Source organism: Acidiphilium sp. PM (assembly GCF_000219295.1).
In the GTDB taxonomy this organism is placed as follows: domain Bacteria; phylum Pseudomonadota; class Alphaproteobacteria; order Acetobacterales; family Acetobacteraceae; genus Acidiphilium; species Acidiphilium multivorum.
Genome location: NZ_AFPR01000121.1, coordinates 1 through 15,953, shown reverse-complemented (window position 1 = coordinate 15,953; position 15,953 = coordinate 1). Strand labels below are relative to the sequence as shown.

The following is a 15,953-nucleotide window of genomic DNA, read 5'->3' as shown; positions in this document are numbered from 1 at the left end:
ATGGCATCATTCGATCGGGCATCGAACGCGGCGGCCGGCGTGCTTGCAACATCCAGGGCCGCCGCCCCATATGTCCGGTGAGGCACGTTCCGTCCGGGGAGATTGTCGATGAGCTACCACCTGTCGAAAATGGTCGGCCTGGGCTTCGATGCCGCGGTCGACGCCACCATCGCCGCCCTCCAGGCGGAAGGGTTCGGCGTGCTGACAGACATCGACGTGGCAGCCACCATGCAGAAGAAACTCGGCGTCGCGTTCCGCCCCTACCGCATCCTCGGCGCCTGCAATCCCCGCATGGCGCACGAGGCGCTGAAGCTGGAAGACAAGGTCGGCACCATGCTGCCCTGCAATGTCATCGTCCAGCAGCACGATGACGGCTCGGTGGAAGTTTCGGCGATCGATCCGGTGACCTCGATGCAGGGGATCGACAACCCCGAACTCGCCCGCCTTGCCGGCACGGTGCGCGATATGCTGCGCAGCGTGGTGAACCGCATCGCCTGACTCAGACGCCTTCGCATCGAGGATCTCGATCTGCCCCACCCGGGGCTGGCTATCGTGACATTCTTCCTGGCTGGCATCATCAAGGGTGTGCTCGGCCTCAGCATGCCGGTGATCACGATGGGCGTGCCGGGCGTCATCCTGAGCCCGGCGGAAGCGGCCTCGCTGCTGCTCGTGCCTTCCTTCGCGACAGATCTCTGGCAGTTCCTCGACCATCGTGACGCCGGGAAGGCAATGGCACGATTCTGGCCGATGATGGCCGGTGTTCTCGTTGTCGCATCGGTTGGCAGCGATCTGCTCGCCGGACATGACGCCCGCCCCGAAGCCGCGGCTCTCGGCGCGAGTCTGGCCTGGCACAGCACGCTACCGGCGGCTCGCTGGCCATGTTGGCGCTCGCCCTCGCACCTGCGCTGGCGGGCTTGGCGCTAGGCGGACCGCTGCGCCGCAAGGCCCATCCGGACCAGTTTCGTCGCCTGTTCCTCTACGGACTGATCGTCCTCGGCGCCTTCATCGTCTGGCATGCGGCTTCCGGCGCCGCCTGAGCCCGCGCCGTCCGGACCGAGACCGGGATCAGCCTGAAGTGGCTTGCATGCGCTGCATCAGCATGTCGGCGAACGCATCGAGAATTCGATGCACCGCCGGATTGCGATACGCAAACACGGGTTCATGCTCCGGGTGCACGAGCATCGCAGCGTTGGCCTCGAAGACGAGTACCCGCCCGTCCGGCAGAATCGAAAAATCGATCCCGGCATAATCGAGGTCGAGCCGGCGCCCGATCGCGCCGATCGCCTCCAACGCGGCGTCGCCGATCGCCGCCACAGGATCGTCCAGGAACCGGGCCTCCTCGGCCCGCCGCACCGGATCGAGGTCCATCCCGGCGGTCCAGTAATGCACCATCCAGTGCGGCCCGATGGCGAGATGATAGGGATAGGCGACCCGATCCACGAAGATCATGCGGTATTTGCGATAATACCCGTCAGCGCTGCGATAATCGATGAATCGGCTCAGATACTTTTCGCCCTGCTCGCCCGCCGCGTCTTCGAGTTCGCCTGCCGTCCGCACGCAGCGCAGGCCCTTACCGCCATGGGTGCCCACGGGCCGGATCAGCGCCGGCAGACCGGTGCTCACGGCAACCTCGCCAGCCGCAATTCGCAACACCGGCGGCACCACGGTCCTCTCGATCCCGTTCAGCAGGGCAGCCAGCGCCGTCCGCCCGGTGCGTGCCACGGCTTCTGGCCGGTTCAGGACAGGTCGCCCGGCAGCGAGCGCCCGATGCACCGCCTCACCCAGTGGCGGCATCAGATCCGCTTCGCCGATCGCATTGAAGATCAGATCGTGCGGCGGCAGATCCGGTCCCGTGTCGTTGGCGTGATCGATGAACCACTCGGCCAGCGCGTAGCGCCCGTGTGGCAGGAGGTGTTCCGTCGGCAGGCTCGCCTCGGCGACGCAGGTAAGCACCAGCACCCTCGGCGCATCTGGTGGCCCCGGATGGAGAAAGACGGGATTGTGACGGAACGCGGTTTCGCGGTGCAGGGCAGCGGCGTCCGGCTCGCTGGCCGCCAGCAGCACGGCGAGCGTCCGGTGGGCATCGATCAGGCCGGGATCCCGGCACAGCGCGGCCCTCGCGGCGGCGATCGCCTCGATCGTCTGGCCAAGCCGCGCGCGTGTGGAGCCGAGATTGGCCAGCGCCCGGCCGCTCGGGTCGCCTGGCGCGGCACGGTCGAACCAGGCCGCCGCCTCTTCGAGGCGCCCCAGCTCGGCGAGGCAGTTGCCCAGCGCGACGAGTACTGGCGCTCCCGTCGCGCCATGAGCGATCGCTGTTGCGAAAGCCTCTGTCGCCGGCTCGAACCGCCCGAGCATGCGCAACGCCCGCGCGCGGGCCAGCAGCACGCCCGGATCGTCCGCATCGGCCGCCGCCTCGGCGACAGCAAGCGCCGCCTCGGGTTCACCCGCATCGAGCAACGCCGCCGCGCACGGGGCGGCAATGCCTCGCTGGCCGGGATCAGCAGCCAGCAGGTCGCGATAGAAGCCGATGAGATCAGGCCCACAATCTGCTAGGGCAGGGTTCATGATCCGATCCTGCCATCCCGGAATGAAGGCGGAGTTAATCTCCGGAACGGATCAGGCGAGGCCGAACGACGCCGCGTTCTTGTAGAGCATGTAGACCGCGACGACGAAGACGAGCCCCGCAAAAATCCGGTTCAGCGCGGCGCGCCGCCCGGCCAGATGGATCGCCAGCCGCGTGCCGATCAGCCCGCCGATCACGCCGCCCGCGATGAACTCCACCGCAACCGGCCAATTCACAAGGCCGGAAGCCGCGTAGTTCACCGCGGTGGTCAACCCGAAGCTGCCAACCGACAGCAACGACGAACCGATCGCGAAAATCATCGGCATCCCGGTCGAGAACAGCAGGCCGGGCACGATCAGGAACCCACCGCCGATGCCGAAAAAGCCCGACAACGCGCCAACCGTGAGCGCCGCGGCGGCGACAGCCAGCAGCGTTGCCGCGTCCAGCCGCTCGGCCTGGCCCGCCGTGCCATCCGCCACGCGGCGCGGCCGCAGCATCAGCAACCCCACCGTGATCATCAGGATTGCAAAGAGAAACAGCAGCTTCTTGCCATCAAACGCCTTGCCGAGCGTGGAACCCGCCGCGGCCCCGACGATGCCGAGAACGGCGAAGATGGCCGCGCTCCGCCACCGCACATTCCCCTTGCGCGCATGACCGCCGAAATTCGCGAACGCGTTGGCCGACACTGCGAGCGCGCTGGTCCCGATCGCGACATGGGGGGCGAGGCCGATGACGTAAAGCATAAGCGGCGTCGCCAGGATCGACCCGCCCCCGCCAATCAGCCCGAGGGTGAAACCGACCGTACCACCAGACAAAAGGGCGAGAACCGTCTCGATCATGCCAAACCTCCCCAGGCGGCTCCCGCCATAGAACATTCAGATTCGCGAATATGTCTAGGCCAGGATATATTTTGATTCAAGAATACGATGCCGGACCAGTCACGGCCGGATGATGACGTATCTTTTGCCCGCAAGTTCCATCAGCCGGGGCACGCCAAAGGGCACGGGCTTCACCCTGGGGTTCAGCACCGGCGCATGACCGGTGTCGCGCTTCAGCGTCTCGATCGTGTTCATGCACACGTCGAACTCGACGTTCTGTGCAATCAGGCTGTCGACCCGCTGGCGCAGCGGCGAATCGGCGAAGGTAAGTTCCACGCCCGGCCCGAAGGCGACCACGACGATCGAGGCGGTATCGGGCCAGACCTTCAGCACCGTGTTGGCGTTGTTGAGAACCTCGCGCTGCTTTTCCATCGCCGAGTCGGAGAGTTGCAGCGCCAGCAGGTGGGTGGCGAAAGGATTGTCGGCGGCGGCGCGCCCCACCCCCATCGCCGCCGCCGCAATACCGAGCCCGCCGAACAGCCGCCGGCGCGAACTCATGAAGCCGCGTAACCCGGATTACCGGCGATCCCGAGTACCTTCACCCGGTTGGGCCGTGTCAGCTTCACCGTCTTCACCTGGCGCAGATGCCGGGCCACGACGTCCCAGACCGGCGTGCCGGTCTGCGGCAGCGACACCGAGGCCCAGCTCGCGATGGTATAGTTTTTCGCCGCCTCAACCTTGGTGCCGTCATCGAGCTCCATCCCGGAAATCCGGTGCCCGATCGATTTTGCCGGCGCGCAGGCATAGTTCATGCCGCCGACGCGGATCATGTCGCCGCCCTGCTGGTAATACGGATTGCGATTGAAGAGATTGTCGCAGACATCCTCCATCATCGCCTTGATCTGCGCGCCCGTCATGGTCTGCTTGTACACCATCGGATAGGTGATGGCAGTTTCCGCCAGCAGGTCGCCCATCGTCAATGCTGCGCCACCGAGAACCGTATTGCCCCAGCGGAAACCCGGCGAGAAGGCGATCTGCGCGCCGGTTTCGGCCCGCAGCGCATCCATGATCACCTGATCCACCGAGCCGTAGAAATTATTGCGCCGGTACAGCAGCGTTTCGGTCTCGGCCAGCTTTTCGTCGAGCATCGCGCGATGCGGCGCCTCCTGCGCCTCCACCGCCGCTGCCACCGCCGCGTCCTGCTTCACCTGGTCAGCATAGATTGGCAGCAACCGGTAATGCACGTCCTTCACCTGGCCTTTCGCCAGTTCAAGGTCGAGCACCGCGATGAACTTGCCGGCCGTGCCGGCATTCGTCACCAGTGTGATCCCGCCGGGATTCTTCACCGGCACAGGATGCGGCACCGCATCGTGCGTATGGCCGCCGAGAATGACGTCGATCCCGCGCACCTGGGAAGCCAGTTTGAGATCGACCGGCATGCCGTTATGGGAGAGCAGCAGCACGGCATCGACCTTCTTCACCTCGCGCAGCTCGTCGACAACCTTCTGCATCCGGCCAGGATGGATGCCGAACCGCCAGTCCGGCGTGAACCGGCGTGGATGCGCGATCGGCACATAGGGAAAGGCCTGGCCGATCACGCCAACGCGGTAGCCGCCAAGTTCGCGGATGACATAGGGCTGGAACACGCGCCCGGTCTTCTGGTCGAAGGCCGGCGCGCCCATCATCTGCGATTCCGCCGAGAGAAACACGTTTTGCGCGATGAAGCGCCCGTGCAGCGCCTTGATGATCGCCTCGATCCCGTCCTGCCCGTAGGTGAACTCCCAATGCCCGGTCATCGCATCGATGCCGAGCAGGTTGCCGAGCGCCACCATGTTCTGCCCGCGGGTGAGATTGGCCATCCCCGTGCCCTGGCAGAGATCGCCGCCATCGAGCAGCACCGACCGCCCCGGTCCGGCGCCGGCGCGGAGGCTGTCGATCACCGTCTTGAGGCTGGCGAACCCGCCGAGCCGCCCGTAGCGGTGCGCCAGCGCCTCGAAGTCGAGGAAGGTGAAGGCGTAGGCGTCCCGCGTGCCCGGCTTCATGTGGTAGAAATCGAGGAACGCGGTGCCCACCAGATGCGGCGGACGCCCCTCCGCGCTGCCGACGCCGATATTCTGCGTCGGCTCGCGAAAATGCACCGGCCTGGCATTCGCATGCGTGTCGGTCTGGTGGATGATGCGGACATCGCCGCTCATCTTCACATCGTAAGGATCGCTGGCCGACCAGGCGAGCCGCGGCAGCAGCGCCGTGCTGGCCGCCGCGGTGAGAAGCGCGCGTCGTGCAATCGTCATTTGTTCATTCCCCGCCTGGCCGGCTCAGCGCGGCACTTCGTTCCGCCAGAGATGCTTCTGGCTGCGTGCCTGGGCGATCGAGGCCGCCGCCAGCGCCTCGGCCCGCTTCGCGGAGGCTTCGGCTTTCGCGTAATCCCCTGCCGCATCCGCCGCTTTGGCCGCCTTGAAAGCGGCGACCGTCGGCGTCCACTGGTCTTCGAGGGCCGCGGCCGTCTTCATCTTCGCCGCGGCAGCGGCGATCGCCCGCGCCGCGTCGTCCTTCCCGGCGGCATGCGCAATGCCGAGCCCCAGAACCGTTGCCGCCAGCACCCAAGCCATCCGCTTCATGACCGCGCCCCCGGGCCCGCGATCGGCAGGCCGTTGCTCATGTAGGTGAGGAAGTAGGCAAGGTCGCGATAGGCCGCCGAATCCGGCTTCGCCGGCACCGAACGCACCTTCTTGTTGCAACCGATGAACCGCCGCACCAGCGTGCCGACATTGCCCCATTTCGAACGGTAGACGGGGAAAGATGCCGTGATGCCGAGCGCCGGCGCCAGATACTGCCCCCGCAGCCGCTTGCCCGCCGCCTGCACATGGCAACTGGCACAGGAAAAATTCAGCTGCCCGCGTCGCGAGTAGAAATATTCCTTGCCCGCCTCATAGGCCGCGAGCGCCCTCTTGTCGTTGGGGATGACGACATGGATCGGCTTGCCGTCCGAGGTCGAGGTCATGTAGGCGACGATGTCGGCGAGTTCGCCCTTTGTCAGGCTCAGCGCCTTCAGCCCGTGCCGTGTGCGGCATTCGTTGACGGCGATGCCGATTGTGACGACCTTGCCGGTCTTTTCATCGAACTTCGGATAATCCTGCGCAATGCCGATCCCGCCATGCGGAAAACATGAGGCATAGCTCGCACCGTCGGGAAACTTCGTGTCGAACGCCTTCTTCCCGGCGTCCACCGCGAAGGAATAGGGCGGAAATTCGAGGATCTGCTTCCACTGCGCCCGGTCATTCGCGCTGAAATTATAAGGCCCGTTCACGTAATCCTTCAGCTCGAGCTTCGGGAAACGTGTCTGGAAATACCCCTGGAACGCCTTGAGATCGGCCGCCGGATCGGCTTTTGCCGGCCGCGCCAGCCCCAGCGCCGCGAAGGCCGCGATCATCAGCCACACGCGTTTCATCGTCTTGTCCTCCCCCCAAGCCATGCGCGCGCCGGCGCGGTTCACACCGGCGCGCATCGCTCACATGATGGCCGCCGACATGCTCGCGGTCTCGCCCTTGTTGTCGACCCACGAGACGCCGATCGGATCGCCCGAGGCGCCGCCCTTGAACGAGAACCGGATGAACGGGTTCTTCGAAACCGCGGGTCCCCAGAACCCTCGCAGCACGAGCTTGCCCTTGTGGGTGAACTCGACCACCTCGATGTAGTGCGGCGGGATGAGCTTGCCGTCCTTGCCTTTCACGAAGCCGGAATCCATCGGGTGCTTGATCAGCGCCTCGACCGTCGTGACCCCGCCCGAAGTGGTCGCGTGAACCAGAATCTGATGTGCCATCATTCGTCTCCTCAGCCGCAACCGCCCAGCGTGACCTTGACCCTTTTCGACGTGCTGTAGAGCTTGCCGCCCGACTTCACGACCGCGATGACCTCCGTGGTCTTGGCGAGTTTCAGCCGGCTCGAGATCGCCGGGCTGGTGCCCTCCGGAATTTCATAGGCGCAGGCAAGCGAATAGGGGTTGTGCCGGGCCAGCAGCGCCACGCCGGTAATCTTCGGCTCGTTCGCATCAACCGAAATCGGCACCACCGCGCCATTCTCGGCAATGTCCGGCGCGTCCATCTTCACTTGCGTGGTCGGCGTGAGGCTGGAACTGCCCCAGAGCGCCTTGAGCGCCGGATCGGGCGTCGTCGCCTTGAACGCCGCCTCCGGCCACAGCGACGCCTTCGGCGCGGCAACAGCGGCGGCACGGCCCGATCGCGGCAGCGCCAGCGCCGCGGCAGCGCCGGCGGCGCCGAGCAGCACGGTTCGCCGCGCGGGTCCGGTGGTTTCTGGTTCGGTCATCATCTTTGGTTCCCCCAATTTCCGAATTCCCGCCTTAACGCGGTCCGTTTTCATTTGGTGTAGAGAAAGTCGATCACTTCGTTGATCTGCGTCGGCGTCAGGATCAGGTTTTTCCCAAAGGCCGGCATGACGGTCTGCGGGTTGCGCGCCTGCTCGTCGAACACGATCGCATAGAACGTCTTGCGATCCGGGATCATCGCCTTCACGTTCTTCAGCGCGGGCCCCACATCGCCGGGTTCGACCGCGCCGGCAAAACTGTGACAGGCGACGCAGTTGCCGAGCGCCTTCGTGGTGGCGATTTTTTCACCCGCGGCAATCTGCTGCGGCGTTGCCGCCAGAACCCCGCCGGGCAGCGCCGCCACGGCAAGACCGAGCAGGATGCTGGTGCGTTTCATCTCCTCCTCCTCATTTGCTGCTGCCCTTCATGTTGTCCACCGGACCGGTGGTGCGCGGGGTCAGCCCCATCTTTGCCGCGCTCGAGGTGATCCTGACGGAGCCGGCCGGCACGCAATCCTTCATGCAGGCGGTATTATGCGTGACCGGGCGCGGATCTTTCCAGTTGAAAGAGTCGCGGTTGGGCATTTTGACGCGCGGCACGCTCTGCGCGTCGGCGACGAACTTTCCCTTCACGATCCCGTTCAGGTTCAGGATATAGGCGGTCAGCGCATAAACCTGATCGGGCTTGAGCGTATGCGGGGCGTAGAACGGCATCGCGCGGTTGATGTAGTCCCACAGCGTCGTCGCGTAGGGCCAGTAGCTGCCCACCGTCTTCTGCGGCTCCGACCCGGCGAGCGATCCCACGCCGCCGGCAAGCGCCGGGTAGCCGTGCGCGCCTTCGCCGAAGCCGCCATGACACATCGCGCAATCGGTCGAGAAGAGTTTTTCGCCGGCGGCTACCGTGCCGCTGCCGGGCGGCAGATTGGCCCCGTCGGGCGGCACGGCGATGGTCCAGCCGGCGATCTGCTGCTCCGTCGGCGCGGTGCCAATACCGTAATGACCCGGCGGCGTCGCCGGCTTGTAGCGGGCCAGCGCGCCATTGCCGGTGCCAAGGTCGCGCCACACCTTCAGCGTCGCCGCCGGCACGATCCCCTTGTAGGACGGAGCCGGCGCATCGCCTGCCCAGGCCACCGCAATTGCCGCCGCAACCCCGGCGGCAGCCAGCAGGATCCTACGAAAGTTGGACATTGTTCACCGTCCCGTCCGCCAGCACCTGCCATGTCTGGATCGAGTTGTTTTCATAAACCGGGTCATGGCCCCAGAACTTGTGCTTCTGCCGGATCGTGGGCTGGACATAGCCGGTCTCGTCGGTAACGCGGGACTGGATGAGCGCCGGCTTGCCGTCCCACCACCAGTTGTAGGTGAACCGGGTCAGGCACCGTGACAGCACCGGTCCATCGAGCGTGGCGCGATGGTAGTTCACCCCGCCGTCGAGCGAGATATCGACCTCCTTCACCCGCCCGTTGCCGCTCCAGGCAAGGCCGTGGATCTGGTAGAAGCCGGGGCCGCCGGTCAGCTTCTTCTCCGGACAGGGGAATGTGATGACGGACTTCGCGTTCATCACCCAGGTGAAACCGAGCGATTTTCCATCACCCAGCAACTCGCTGTATTCGCTGGTCTCCTCGCGGGTGATCCAGGGTTCGGTGCCGACCTGGAGCTGGCGCAGCCATTTCACGTTCACATTGCCCTGCCAGCCGGGCACGACGAGCCGCACCGGATAGCCCTGCTCGGGGCGGATCGCCTCGCCGTTCTGCCCCCAGGCGACGATGCAGTCATCGAGGCATTTCACCATCGGCAGCGAGCGGTCCATATGCGCGCCGTCCGACCCGGTGGCGAGCACCCAGCGGCTGTCGGGCAGCAGCCCGGCCTCGTCGAGCAGGGTCGACAGCCGGACCCCCGTCCATTCGGCGCAGCCGATCATGCCGTGGGTGAACTGCAGCGAATTGAGCTGCGCCGCCGGCCATTCGGTCGCGCCATTGGCGGGGCACTCGATGAAATGGATGCGGGAAACCGAGGGATAGCGCATCAGCTGGTCGAGCGTGAGCAGCAAGGGCCGCTTCACCCGGCCGGAAATCATCAGCCGGTAGTCCTTCGGATTGATGCTCGGCCGGCCGGAATGGTAGCGCTCGAAAAACAGCCCGTTCGGCGTGATGATGCCGTGATGGTCCTGCAACGGCGTGAAGCTCGCATCCGCATCGGTGGTCGGCGAGAGCCAGGGCACATACCGGCGGATGACGTTTTTCTCGAAGCGCGACGGCCGGCCATAGGGCCGCGAATCGACGCCCGCGCCGAGCGAATTCGACCATGGGTCGTCAGAGGGTGGAGCGCCGGTCGCGGCGCGCGCGCTGGTGGCAACGGCCGTGGCGCCAAATGCGGCGCCTAGCCTGAAAAGGCCTCTTCGATCAGTCTTGGACATATCCCCTCGCAGTAGCGATATTCTCTCCCGCGAGCTGCAGGAAGGACCAATTTTTCTTTAGGTTACATTTATATAGCAAATGGAATATGTCAAATAAAAAAATCGGATCGGAAAAATGGTTTCAGTTCTGCTCTACGCTCTGCTCTGGGTCAGCTTCGGCGCGGGGCACAGCGCCCTGGCGGCGCCGCTGGGCCGCGGATTGCTCCGACGGATCGCAGGCGCCGGCGACCGCCTCGCCTACAACGTGATCGCGATGGTCCATCTTGCCCTCGTGCTGGCGATCGGCCGGAGGCTGTTCGCGGACCAAACCTTTGCGCTGCCCGACTCGTTGCGCGCCCTCGGCTGGCTGGCGGCGGCGGCGGGAGCCGTCGTGCTCATCCTTGCTGGGCGGAATTACGAGCTCGCCCGCTTTCTCGGCCTCGCCCAGCTGCGCGCCGGCACACCCGACCAGGCCGCCACACCCGAGCCGCTGGCAACAGGCGGCATGAACGGCGTGGTGCGCCACCCGCTCTATCTCGGCCTGCTGCTGATCATCTGGGGCGTCGCGACCTCGCCGTTCCGCCTCGCCACCGCCGCCGCCGCAACGGCCTATCTCTTGGTCGGCATCCGCTTCGAGGAGCGGAATCTGCTTCGCATCTATGGCGATTCCTACCGTCGCTACCGCTCCCATGTGCCGATGCTGGTGCCGCGGCGTCTCTGGCCGCGCTGAATTCACTTGACGCAAACGGCAATAGCCCTGACCCTGTTGCGCCAAGGAGGACCGCGAGCATGAACGTCACCACGAAAATCACCCCGCCGACCGGCATTTCCGAGGAGGAATGGCAGGTACGCTGCGATCTGGCCGCGCTCTACCGGCTGGTCGCGCATTTCCGGATGACCGATTTCATCTACACCCACATCAGCGCGCGGGTGCCGGGCCCGGAGCATCATTTCCTGATCAACGATTACGGCGTGATGTTCCACGAGATGCGCGCCTCCGACCTCGTGAAGATCGACATCCACGGCAACCGGATCGACACGCCCGGCATTTCGGCCCGGCGGGTGAACCAGGCCGGCTTCACCATTCATTCCGCTATCCACATGGCGCGCCCGGACCTTGCCTGCGTGGTGCACACCCACACCGCCGCCGGCATCGCGGTCGCCGCCCAGGAACAGGGGCTGCTGCCGATCAGCCAGCACGCGATGAAGTTCTACGGCCGCCTGTCCTATCATGGCTACGAGGGAATCGCGCTCGATCTCGACGAGCGGGAGCGGATCGTCCACGATCTCGGCCAGAACAAGGCGATGATCCTGCGCAATCACGGACTGCTGGTCGGCGGGCGCACCATCCCCGAAGCGTTCCACGAGATCTACTTCCTGGAACGCGCCTGCCAGGCGCAGATTGCCGCCATGTCGGGCGGCGCGAAACTGGTCATCCCGCCGCGGGAGGTCTGCGAGCACACCGCCGCCCAGTTCAACATGGACGAAGCGAATCGCATGGCGCACTACGAAATGGCCTGGACGTCGGCCCTGCGTCTGATCGAGGGAGACGGCGACTACCGCAGCTGAGCCCCGCCGAGCGCGAACTGCGCCAGCACGGCGCGCACCAGCGCCTCGGGATCGGGCGGATCGATCCGCCCGTCGATCAGCAGGCTGGCCAGTCCATGCACCATCGACCAGGCGGACAGCGCCGCGATCTCGGCGCGGTCCGCCGGCACGAGGCTCGTGATCCGCGCGCGAAGCACACCGAACGCGGCACCGGCGGAAAGACTGCCGCGCGCCACCGCAGCCCCGAACATCAGCCGGAACAGCGCCGGTTCCTCCCGCGCGAAACGCACATAGGCCACGCCCTGCGCGCGTAGCGCCTCCATACCGCGCGAACTCGCGTCAGCCGCTTCGACCGCGACGCGCAACCGTTCGAACCCCTCCGCCGCAATCGCGGCGAGCAGTGCTTCCTTGTCGGCAAAATGGCGATAGGGCGCCGTGGCCGACACGCCGGCCAGGCGGGCAACGCCCCGCAATGTGAGCCCATCCACTCCCGCTGCGCGCAACCGCCCGATCCCGGTCTCAACCAGCGTGCGGCGGAGGTCTCCATGATGATAGGGTGATGTTGACATCGTTAACACGGAAGTTCATCGGTTAGGGATCGACAGCAAGTCATTGTCATTCAATCGTTTTTCAGGATATTCTGGTGTAACGATATGACCGCTACGGAGCGTTACACACGGCCAGATCGACTGTAGCACAGCCCGACCGCGACCCTAATCCTTGCGCAGCAAATTAGGTCACATAGGGTTGCGTATGTTATGAACTAGAATTAATAATGTTCAAGGAACGATCAGGTTCGGTTGCGGATTTCGGTCGTTCTCAAGGTCTTTTTACAAAAAATGGAAATCGCTTAATAATGAACCGTTCTGCTTTATTAGCATTTTCGGCAGCAACTCTTGCGCTTAGCGGTTGTGCCTCAATCGTTGACGGAACAAGTCAGACACTTTCTGTCAAAACAGTTGCCAATGGCCAGACTCTTCCAGGCGCGGAATGCGCCTTGAAGAGCAACAAGGGGACTTGGTATGTGAACACTCCGGGGACGGTTACGGTTCACAGAGGCTATGACGCATTGAATGTCAAATGCACTCATGCGGGGTATTCTCCCGGTGTTCTCGCTGTTAAATCCTCAACGAAGGGAATGGCATTTGGGAATATCTTATTTGGTGGCTTAATTGGTGCAGGCGTCGATATGTCCGACGGCGCTGCATACAATTACCCCAATCTTATCACCGTTCCGATGCAACCGACACCAGCCCCAGCCTCGACTACGCAAGCGAATACGTCGCAGCCAACTAGCTAATACAGATTGATCGACAGGGACTTCCGGCACTTTGAGGAATCAGGTGTCGGCAGCCCCAAATCGTCTTTCGTCATCAAAACTCGGCAAAACTAGAATAATAACAACAAAAAATTGCGGCTTTGCAAATGGTCCAGAAGTGATTCCTACCGGTTAGCGCTCTGCCAGCCCATTTCCCATTTCGGTTGCGCGTGTCGCGTGGTGAGATTATGGCGCGGCAAACAAGACTTGAAACGCAGCACAACGAAAGCCGGTTGATATGCTGGGTTGTCGTAGCGTTTTGCAGAGTGGCATCGCGTCGTTGCGGATGGCTGGCGGATGGTCGGGCCGGATGGTCCGCATAGCCTGAGCCGCGCTGGCGCTGCGATGCCGGCTCGACTATCGCGATTGCCGATAGTCGGTGTCTCGCTGCGGCACATCCGCACCACTACGCAAAATCACGGATTACGCGTACCACATATCATGCCAAGGCGCGGCGCTGAGTCATGCGTTCCGGGAATCGTCGGGATTCCGTTTGGACGCGAGTCAGTCGATTCCGTGCTGCTTATGATTCGAGTCAACAAACGGTGGATATGTAACGGTCAGGCACATAGGACGGTTAGGCGGAAGCCGTTAAATTACTTATTATTATGGCTATTTCAGGCACTATTGACCCAGCTAACATTTCGCCTGATGTTTACGTTGTAAACATGGAGATGGCACGATGAGTCGGACATCGCAACCGGTTACGGTCGACCTCTCCGGATTTCCCGATCTGACAGTCGTCTATCTGGGCATGAAAGTAACGAAAATCCGGGGCGTTGCCACCCTTCTGGGCCTCGGCCGTCCGTTGCGGGCGCTCGGCCAGAACCGTCCGGACGGGCTGCTGCATCAGGACCTGTTTCTCTGGCGGATCGATCACGTCGGCATCCGTCAATACTGGCGCGATTTCGATGCCCTGGAATGTTTCACGCGCAGCGCGCCGCACAGCATCTGGTGGCGCGAGTTCTCCGCCGCTCCGCGCGGCACCGGCTTCTGGCATGAAACCTACCGCAAGGCGGGAGGCATGGAAGGGATCTATCTTCACATGCCCGAGCCGGGCGGCTTCGCCAGCTTCGCGCCGCACATTTCACGCGCCGGCCTCCACGCCACGGCGCGGCGGCGGAGCGACGCCTCGCTCCGTCCTACAGACCCACGATCTCCGTCCTGATTTCGCGGGTCGTCGGGTCGAACAGCGCTATACCCAGCCCCTCGTCACGCTGGGCCCGCACGGCAGCGAGATATATTGCCAGCGCCTTGCGGATCAGCCTGGCCTTGTCTTCCGTCGTGGTCGCAAACTCCTCGATCTGCCGGCCCAGCTCATCCGACAGGAGCAGATTGAAGCGGACTGACATCCTCGTCTTCTCACGGATCACATTCAACTTTGTTGATATGGATCACGTTATCGTGAGATTCAAGCGGCGACCTCTTCGGCGACAGTTTCGGCACTGGTCGTGAGCGCAAGGAAGACGCAGGCGGCGACCACCGCGGAAACCGCGAAGGAAATGTCACCGAACCCCGGATGGGTCGCCGCAAAGGAACCAACGAACAGAGGATACTGGTTGAAGAACGGCACACTGGCCGCGATCCCGACGATCCAGGCCACGAACCCCGCATTCCCCCTGCCGATCCGGCTACGCCGGCGCGTGTAGTGGGCGAGCATCGTCACGGCAATCCACGGCGCGGTCCAATAGCCGAGGAAGAAGAGGAAATCCTCGTAGTTCTTGATGAAGTTGGTCGCGGCGAGCACCGAGATCACCGTGCCGATCGCGCCGCTGAGCAGCGCGGCCTGATACTGTTTCAGCCGGAAGCCGAGGGCGAGCGAGGAGAGCGTGGCGGAGTAGATGTTGAGGATGTTCGCGCTGATCGTGCCGATCACGATGGCGATGATCAGCGGCGCATGGAACCAGTGCGGCATCCAAGGCGTGAATAGGTCCGAAGGTTTCGAGAGCGCGACCGTCGCGCCGATCAGCGCGCCCAGCACTTCCATCCAGACACATGACAGGAAGGTCGCCGAGAACGCGTTGGCGAACACCGCGCGCCGGGTCGCCGCCCGGTCGCCGGTGTGGTGAAGGTAGCGGGTGTAGTCGGACGAATAGGGAATCCATCCAAGGACATAGGCGACGATGATCGAGGTGGTCAGAATGAAGGCGCCGGATGTGCCGCCCACGTTCTTGAGCAGCTTGGGATTGGCCGGCGGCAGGTGGCCGACATGGGTTGCCGCGAAGACGCTGAGAATGAGGAAGATCGCGACCAGCAGGAAGAAGAAGTATTTTTCCGCCGCATGGATAAGGTCATGCCCGATGGCGGCGATGGCGACCTGGATGACGCAAAGCGCGATGATGTTCGGGATCAGGCCGGTGCCGAGCATGTATTCCAGCGCGTAGCCGCCGATGATCGTGTTCACCCCGAACCACGAGAAGCCGCCGAAGAAGTTCAGGAACGACGGTAGCCGGTTGCCCAACTGGCCGAACCAGGCGGCGCCCTGGATCATCTGCGGCAGCCCGTATTCGACGCCGAAGGTCGAGAACAGGCCGAGGATGACGGCGCCGATCAGGTTTCCAAGCAGGATGGCGCCGATCGCGTCGGTGGCGGAAAGTCCGAAGGCACCGGTTGCCAGCGCGCCGGTGGTGATGGTCGCGAACTCGACGTTCGCGGCCATCCAGAGCCCGAACAGCGCCCGTGGACTGCCGCGCGTCTCCTCCGGCGTGACCTGTGATATGCCCTTTGTCTCGACCGTGAGAGTTCCTGCCTCGGCCATGCCCGCCTGCCCCCGTTGTTTCTGCCCGGCACCGGATGCAGCAAAAACCGTGCCGGTGTAAATAGCGAATATTGGCCGCCGCCTGCCCGAAATGCGGGCAATGCCTGCCTTCGATCTGGCCCCTACAGCCGCAGGGCGGGCAGCATCGTCCAGGCGGCGCCAGCGGCGATCGCGATGCCATAGGGCAGGCCGGAGCGGTGCGCCCGCCACCGCTCGACCGCCCAGAGGCGGCG

General features: G+C 64.1%; 21 protein-coding genes. 7 read left to right on the top strand and 14 right to left on the bottom strand.

Going from position 1 to position 15,953, the window contains the following annotated elements; translation table 11 throughout:
• Window positions 1–108 precede the first annotated feature (108 nt).
• The 3 genes from APM_RS06225 to APM_RS22910 are packed head-to-tail and all read left to right on the top strand — an operon-like array spanning window position 109 to window position 1,037.
• The gene (locus APM_RS06225; protein ID WP_007422503.1) at window positions 109–498 is read left to right on the top strand and encodes a DUF302 domain-containing protein; all 390 of its coding nucleotides are present in this window, start codon (window positions 109–111) and stop codon (window positions 496–498) included.
• A gap of 54 nt (window positions 499–552) precedes the next feature.
• Window positions 553–924: a TSUP family transporter gene (locus tag APM_RS06220; RefSeq protein ID WP_007422502.1), complete on the top strand. Its 372-nt coding sequence runs from the start codon at window positions 553–555 to the stop codon at window positions 922–924.
• Window positions 915–1,037: a hypothetical protein gene (locus APM_RS22910; protein WP_256379466.1), complete on the top strand. Its 123-nt coding sequence runs from the start codon at window positions 915–917 to the stop codon at window positions 1,035–1,037. The genes APM_RS06220 and APM_RS22910 overlap by 10 nt, the downstream gene beginning before the upstream one ends.
• A 28-nt stretch (window positions 1,038–1,065) precedes the next feature.
• On the opposite strand, the gene APM_RS06215 is transcribed toward APM_RS22910, so the two are convergent.
• The 11 genes from APM_RS06215 to soxC form a co-directional block, all read right to left on the bottom strand.
• A complete protein-coding gene (locus APM_RS06215) occupies window positions 1,066–2,565 on the bottom strand; it encodes a tetratricopeptide repeat protein (RefSeq protein ID WP_007422501.1) in 1,500 nt (499 codons plus the stop codon).
• A 51-nt stretch (window positions 2,566–2,616) separates the two neighbouring features.
• On the bottom strand, window positions 2,617–3,402 hold the full coding sequence (locus APM_RS06210) for a sulfite exporter TauE/SafE family protein (RefSeq protein WP_007422500.1): 786 nt from the start codon (window positions 3,400–3,402) through the stop codon (window positions 2,617–2,619).
• 99 nt (window positions 3,403–3,501) lie between these two features.
• Entirely contained in the window at window positions 3,502–3,939 is a 438-nt protein-coding gene (locus APM_RS06205) for a hypothetical protein (protein ID WP_007422499.1), read from the bottom strand.
• Complete coding sequence (gene soxB, locus APM_RS06200) at window positions 3,936–5,672, bottom strand: thiosulfohydrolase SoxB (protein WP_007422498.1); 1,737 nt, start codon at window positions 5,670–5,672, stop codon at window positions 3,936–3,938. The genes APM_RS06205 and soxB overlap by 4 nt, the downstream gene beginning before the upstream one ends.
• Before the next feature lie 24 nt (window positions 5,673–5,696).
• Window positions 5,697–5,999: a hypothetical protein gene (locus APM_RS06195; RefSeq protein WP_035185210.1), complete on the bottom strand. Its 303-nt coding sequence runs from the start codon at window positions 5,997–5,999 to the stop codon at window positions 5,697–5,699.
• On the bottom strand, window positions 5,996–6,829 hold the full coding sequence (gene soxA, locus APM_RS06190) for a sulfur oxidation c-type cytochrome SoxA (protein ID WP_035185207.1): 834 nt from the start codon (window positions 6,827–6,829) through the stop codon (window positions 5,996–5,998). Before soxA ends, APM_RS06195 begins: the two co-directional genes overlap by 4 nt.
• Before the next feature lie 60 nt (window positions 6,830–6,889).
• Entirely contained in the window at window positions 6,890–7,201 is a 312-nt protein-coding gene (gene soxZ / locus APM_RS06185; RefSeq protein ID WP_035185371.1) for a thiosulfate oxidation carrier complex protein SoxZ, read from the bottom strand.
• An 11-nt stretch (window positions 7,202–7,212) separates the two neighbouring features.
• Complete coding sequence (gene soxY / locus APM_RS06180; protein ID WP_231844445.1) at window positions 7,213–7,704, bottom strand: thiosulfate oxidation carrier protein SoxY; 492 nt, start codon at window positions 7,702–7,704, stop codon at window positions 7,213–7,215.
• Between the two features lie 50 nt (window positions 7,705–7,754).
• The gene (gene soxX / locus APM_RS06175) at window positions 7,755–8,099 is read right to left on the bottom strand and encodes a sulfur oxidation c-type cytochrome SoxX (protein WP_007422494.1); all 345 of its coding nucleotides are present in this window, start codon (window positions 8,097–8,099) and stop codon (window positions 7,755–7,757) included.
• A 10-nt stretch (window positions 8,100–8,109) separates the two neighbouring features.
• Complete coding sequence (locus APM_RS06170) at window positions 8,110–8,889, bottom strand: c-type cytochrome (RefSeq protein WP_007422493.1); 780 nt, start codon at window positions 8,887–8,889, stop codon at window positions 8,110–8,112.
• A complete protein-coding gene (soxC, locus tag APM_RS06165; protein ID WP_007422492.1) occupies window positions 8,873–10,117 on the bottom strand; it encodes a sulfite dehydrogenase in 1,245 nt (414 codons plus the stop codon). Before soxC ends, APM_RS06170 begins: the two co-directional genes overlap by 17 nt.
• A gap of 115 nt (window positions 10,118–10,232) precedes the next feature.
• Between soxC and APM_RS06160 the strand changes: the two genes are divergently transcribed.
• Entirely contained in the window at window positions 10,233–10,826 is a 594-nt protein-coding gene (locus APM_RS06160) for an isoprenylcysteine carboxylmethyltransferase family protein (RefSeq protein ID WP_007422490.1), read from the top strand.
• A 59-nt stretch (window positions 10,827–10,885) separates the two neighbouring features.
• Window positions 10,886–11,665 carry a class II aldolase/adducin family protein gene (locus APM_RS06155; RefSeq protein WP_007422491.1) on the top strand — a complete coding sequence of 260 codons (780 nt, stop codon included), beginning with the start codon at window positions 10,886–10,888 and terminating at the stop codon, window positions 11,663–11,665.
• On the opposite strand, the gene APM_RS06150 is transcribed toward APM_RS06155, so the two are convergent.
• Entirely contained in the window at window positions 11,653–12,132 is a 480-nt protein-coding gene (locus APM_RS06150) for a TetR-like C-terminal domain-containing protein (RefSeq protein WP_241763117.1), read from the bottom strand. The genes APM_RS06155 and APM_RS06150 overlap by 13 nt on opposite strands.
• Window positions 12,133–12,419: 287 nt before the next feature.
• On the opposite strand from APM_RS06150, the gene APM_RS20270 reads away from it, so the two are divergent.
• Complete coding sequence (locus APM_RS20270; protein WP_083818660.1) at window positions 12,420–12,944, top strand: hypothetical protein; 525 nt, start codon at window positions 12,420–12,422, stop codon at window positions 12,942–12,944.
• A 700-nt stretch (window positions 12,945–13,644) separates the two neighbouring features.
• Window positions 13,645–14,130: a DUF4188 domain-containing protein gene (locus APM_RS06145; RefSeq protein ID WP_007422488.1), complete on the top strand. Its 486-nt coding sequence runs from the start codon at window positions 13,645–13,647 to the stop codon at window positions 14,128–14,130.
• Here APM_RS06145 and APM_RS06140 read toward each other — a convergent pair.
• Together APM_RS06140 and APM_RS06135 are read right to left on the bottom strand one after the other, a co-directional pair.
• Window positions 14,105–14,314, bottom strand: coding sequence for a hypothetical protein (locus APM_RS06140; RefSeq protein ID WP_007422487.1), 210 nt, complete (start codon window positions 14,312–14,314; stop codon window positions 14,105–14,107). The genes APM_RS06145 and APM_RS06140 overlap by 26 nt on opposite strands.
• Window positions 14,315–14,373: 59 nt before the next feature.
• A complete protein-coding gene (locus tag APM_RS06135; protein WP_007422486.1) occupies window positions 14,374–15,720 on the bottom strand; it encodes a cytosine permease in 1,347 nt (448 codons plus the stop codon).
• Window positions 15,721–15,953: the final 233 nt, after the last annotated feature.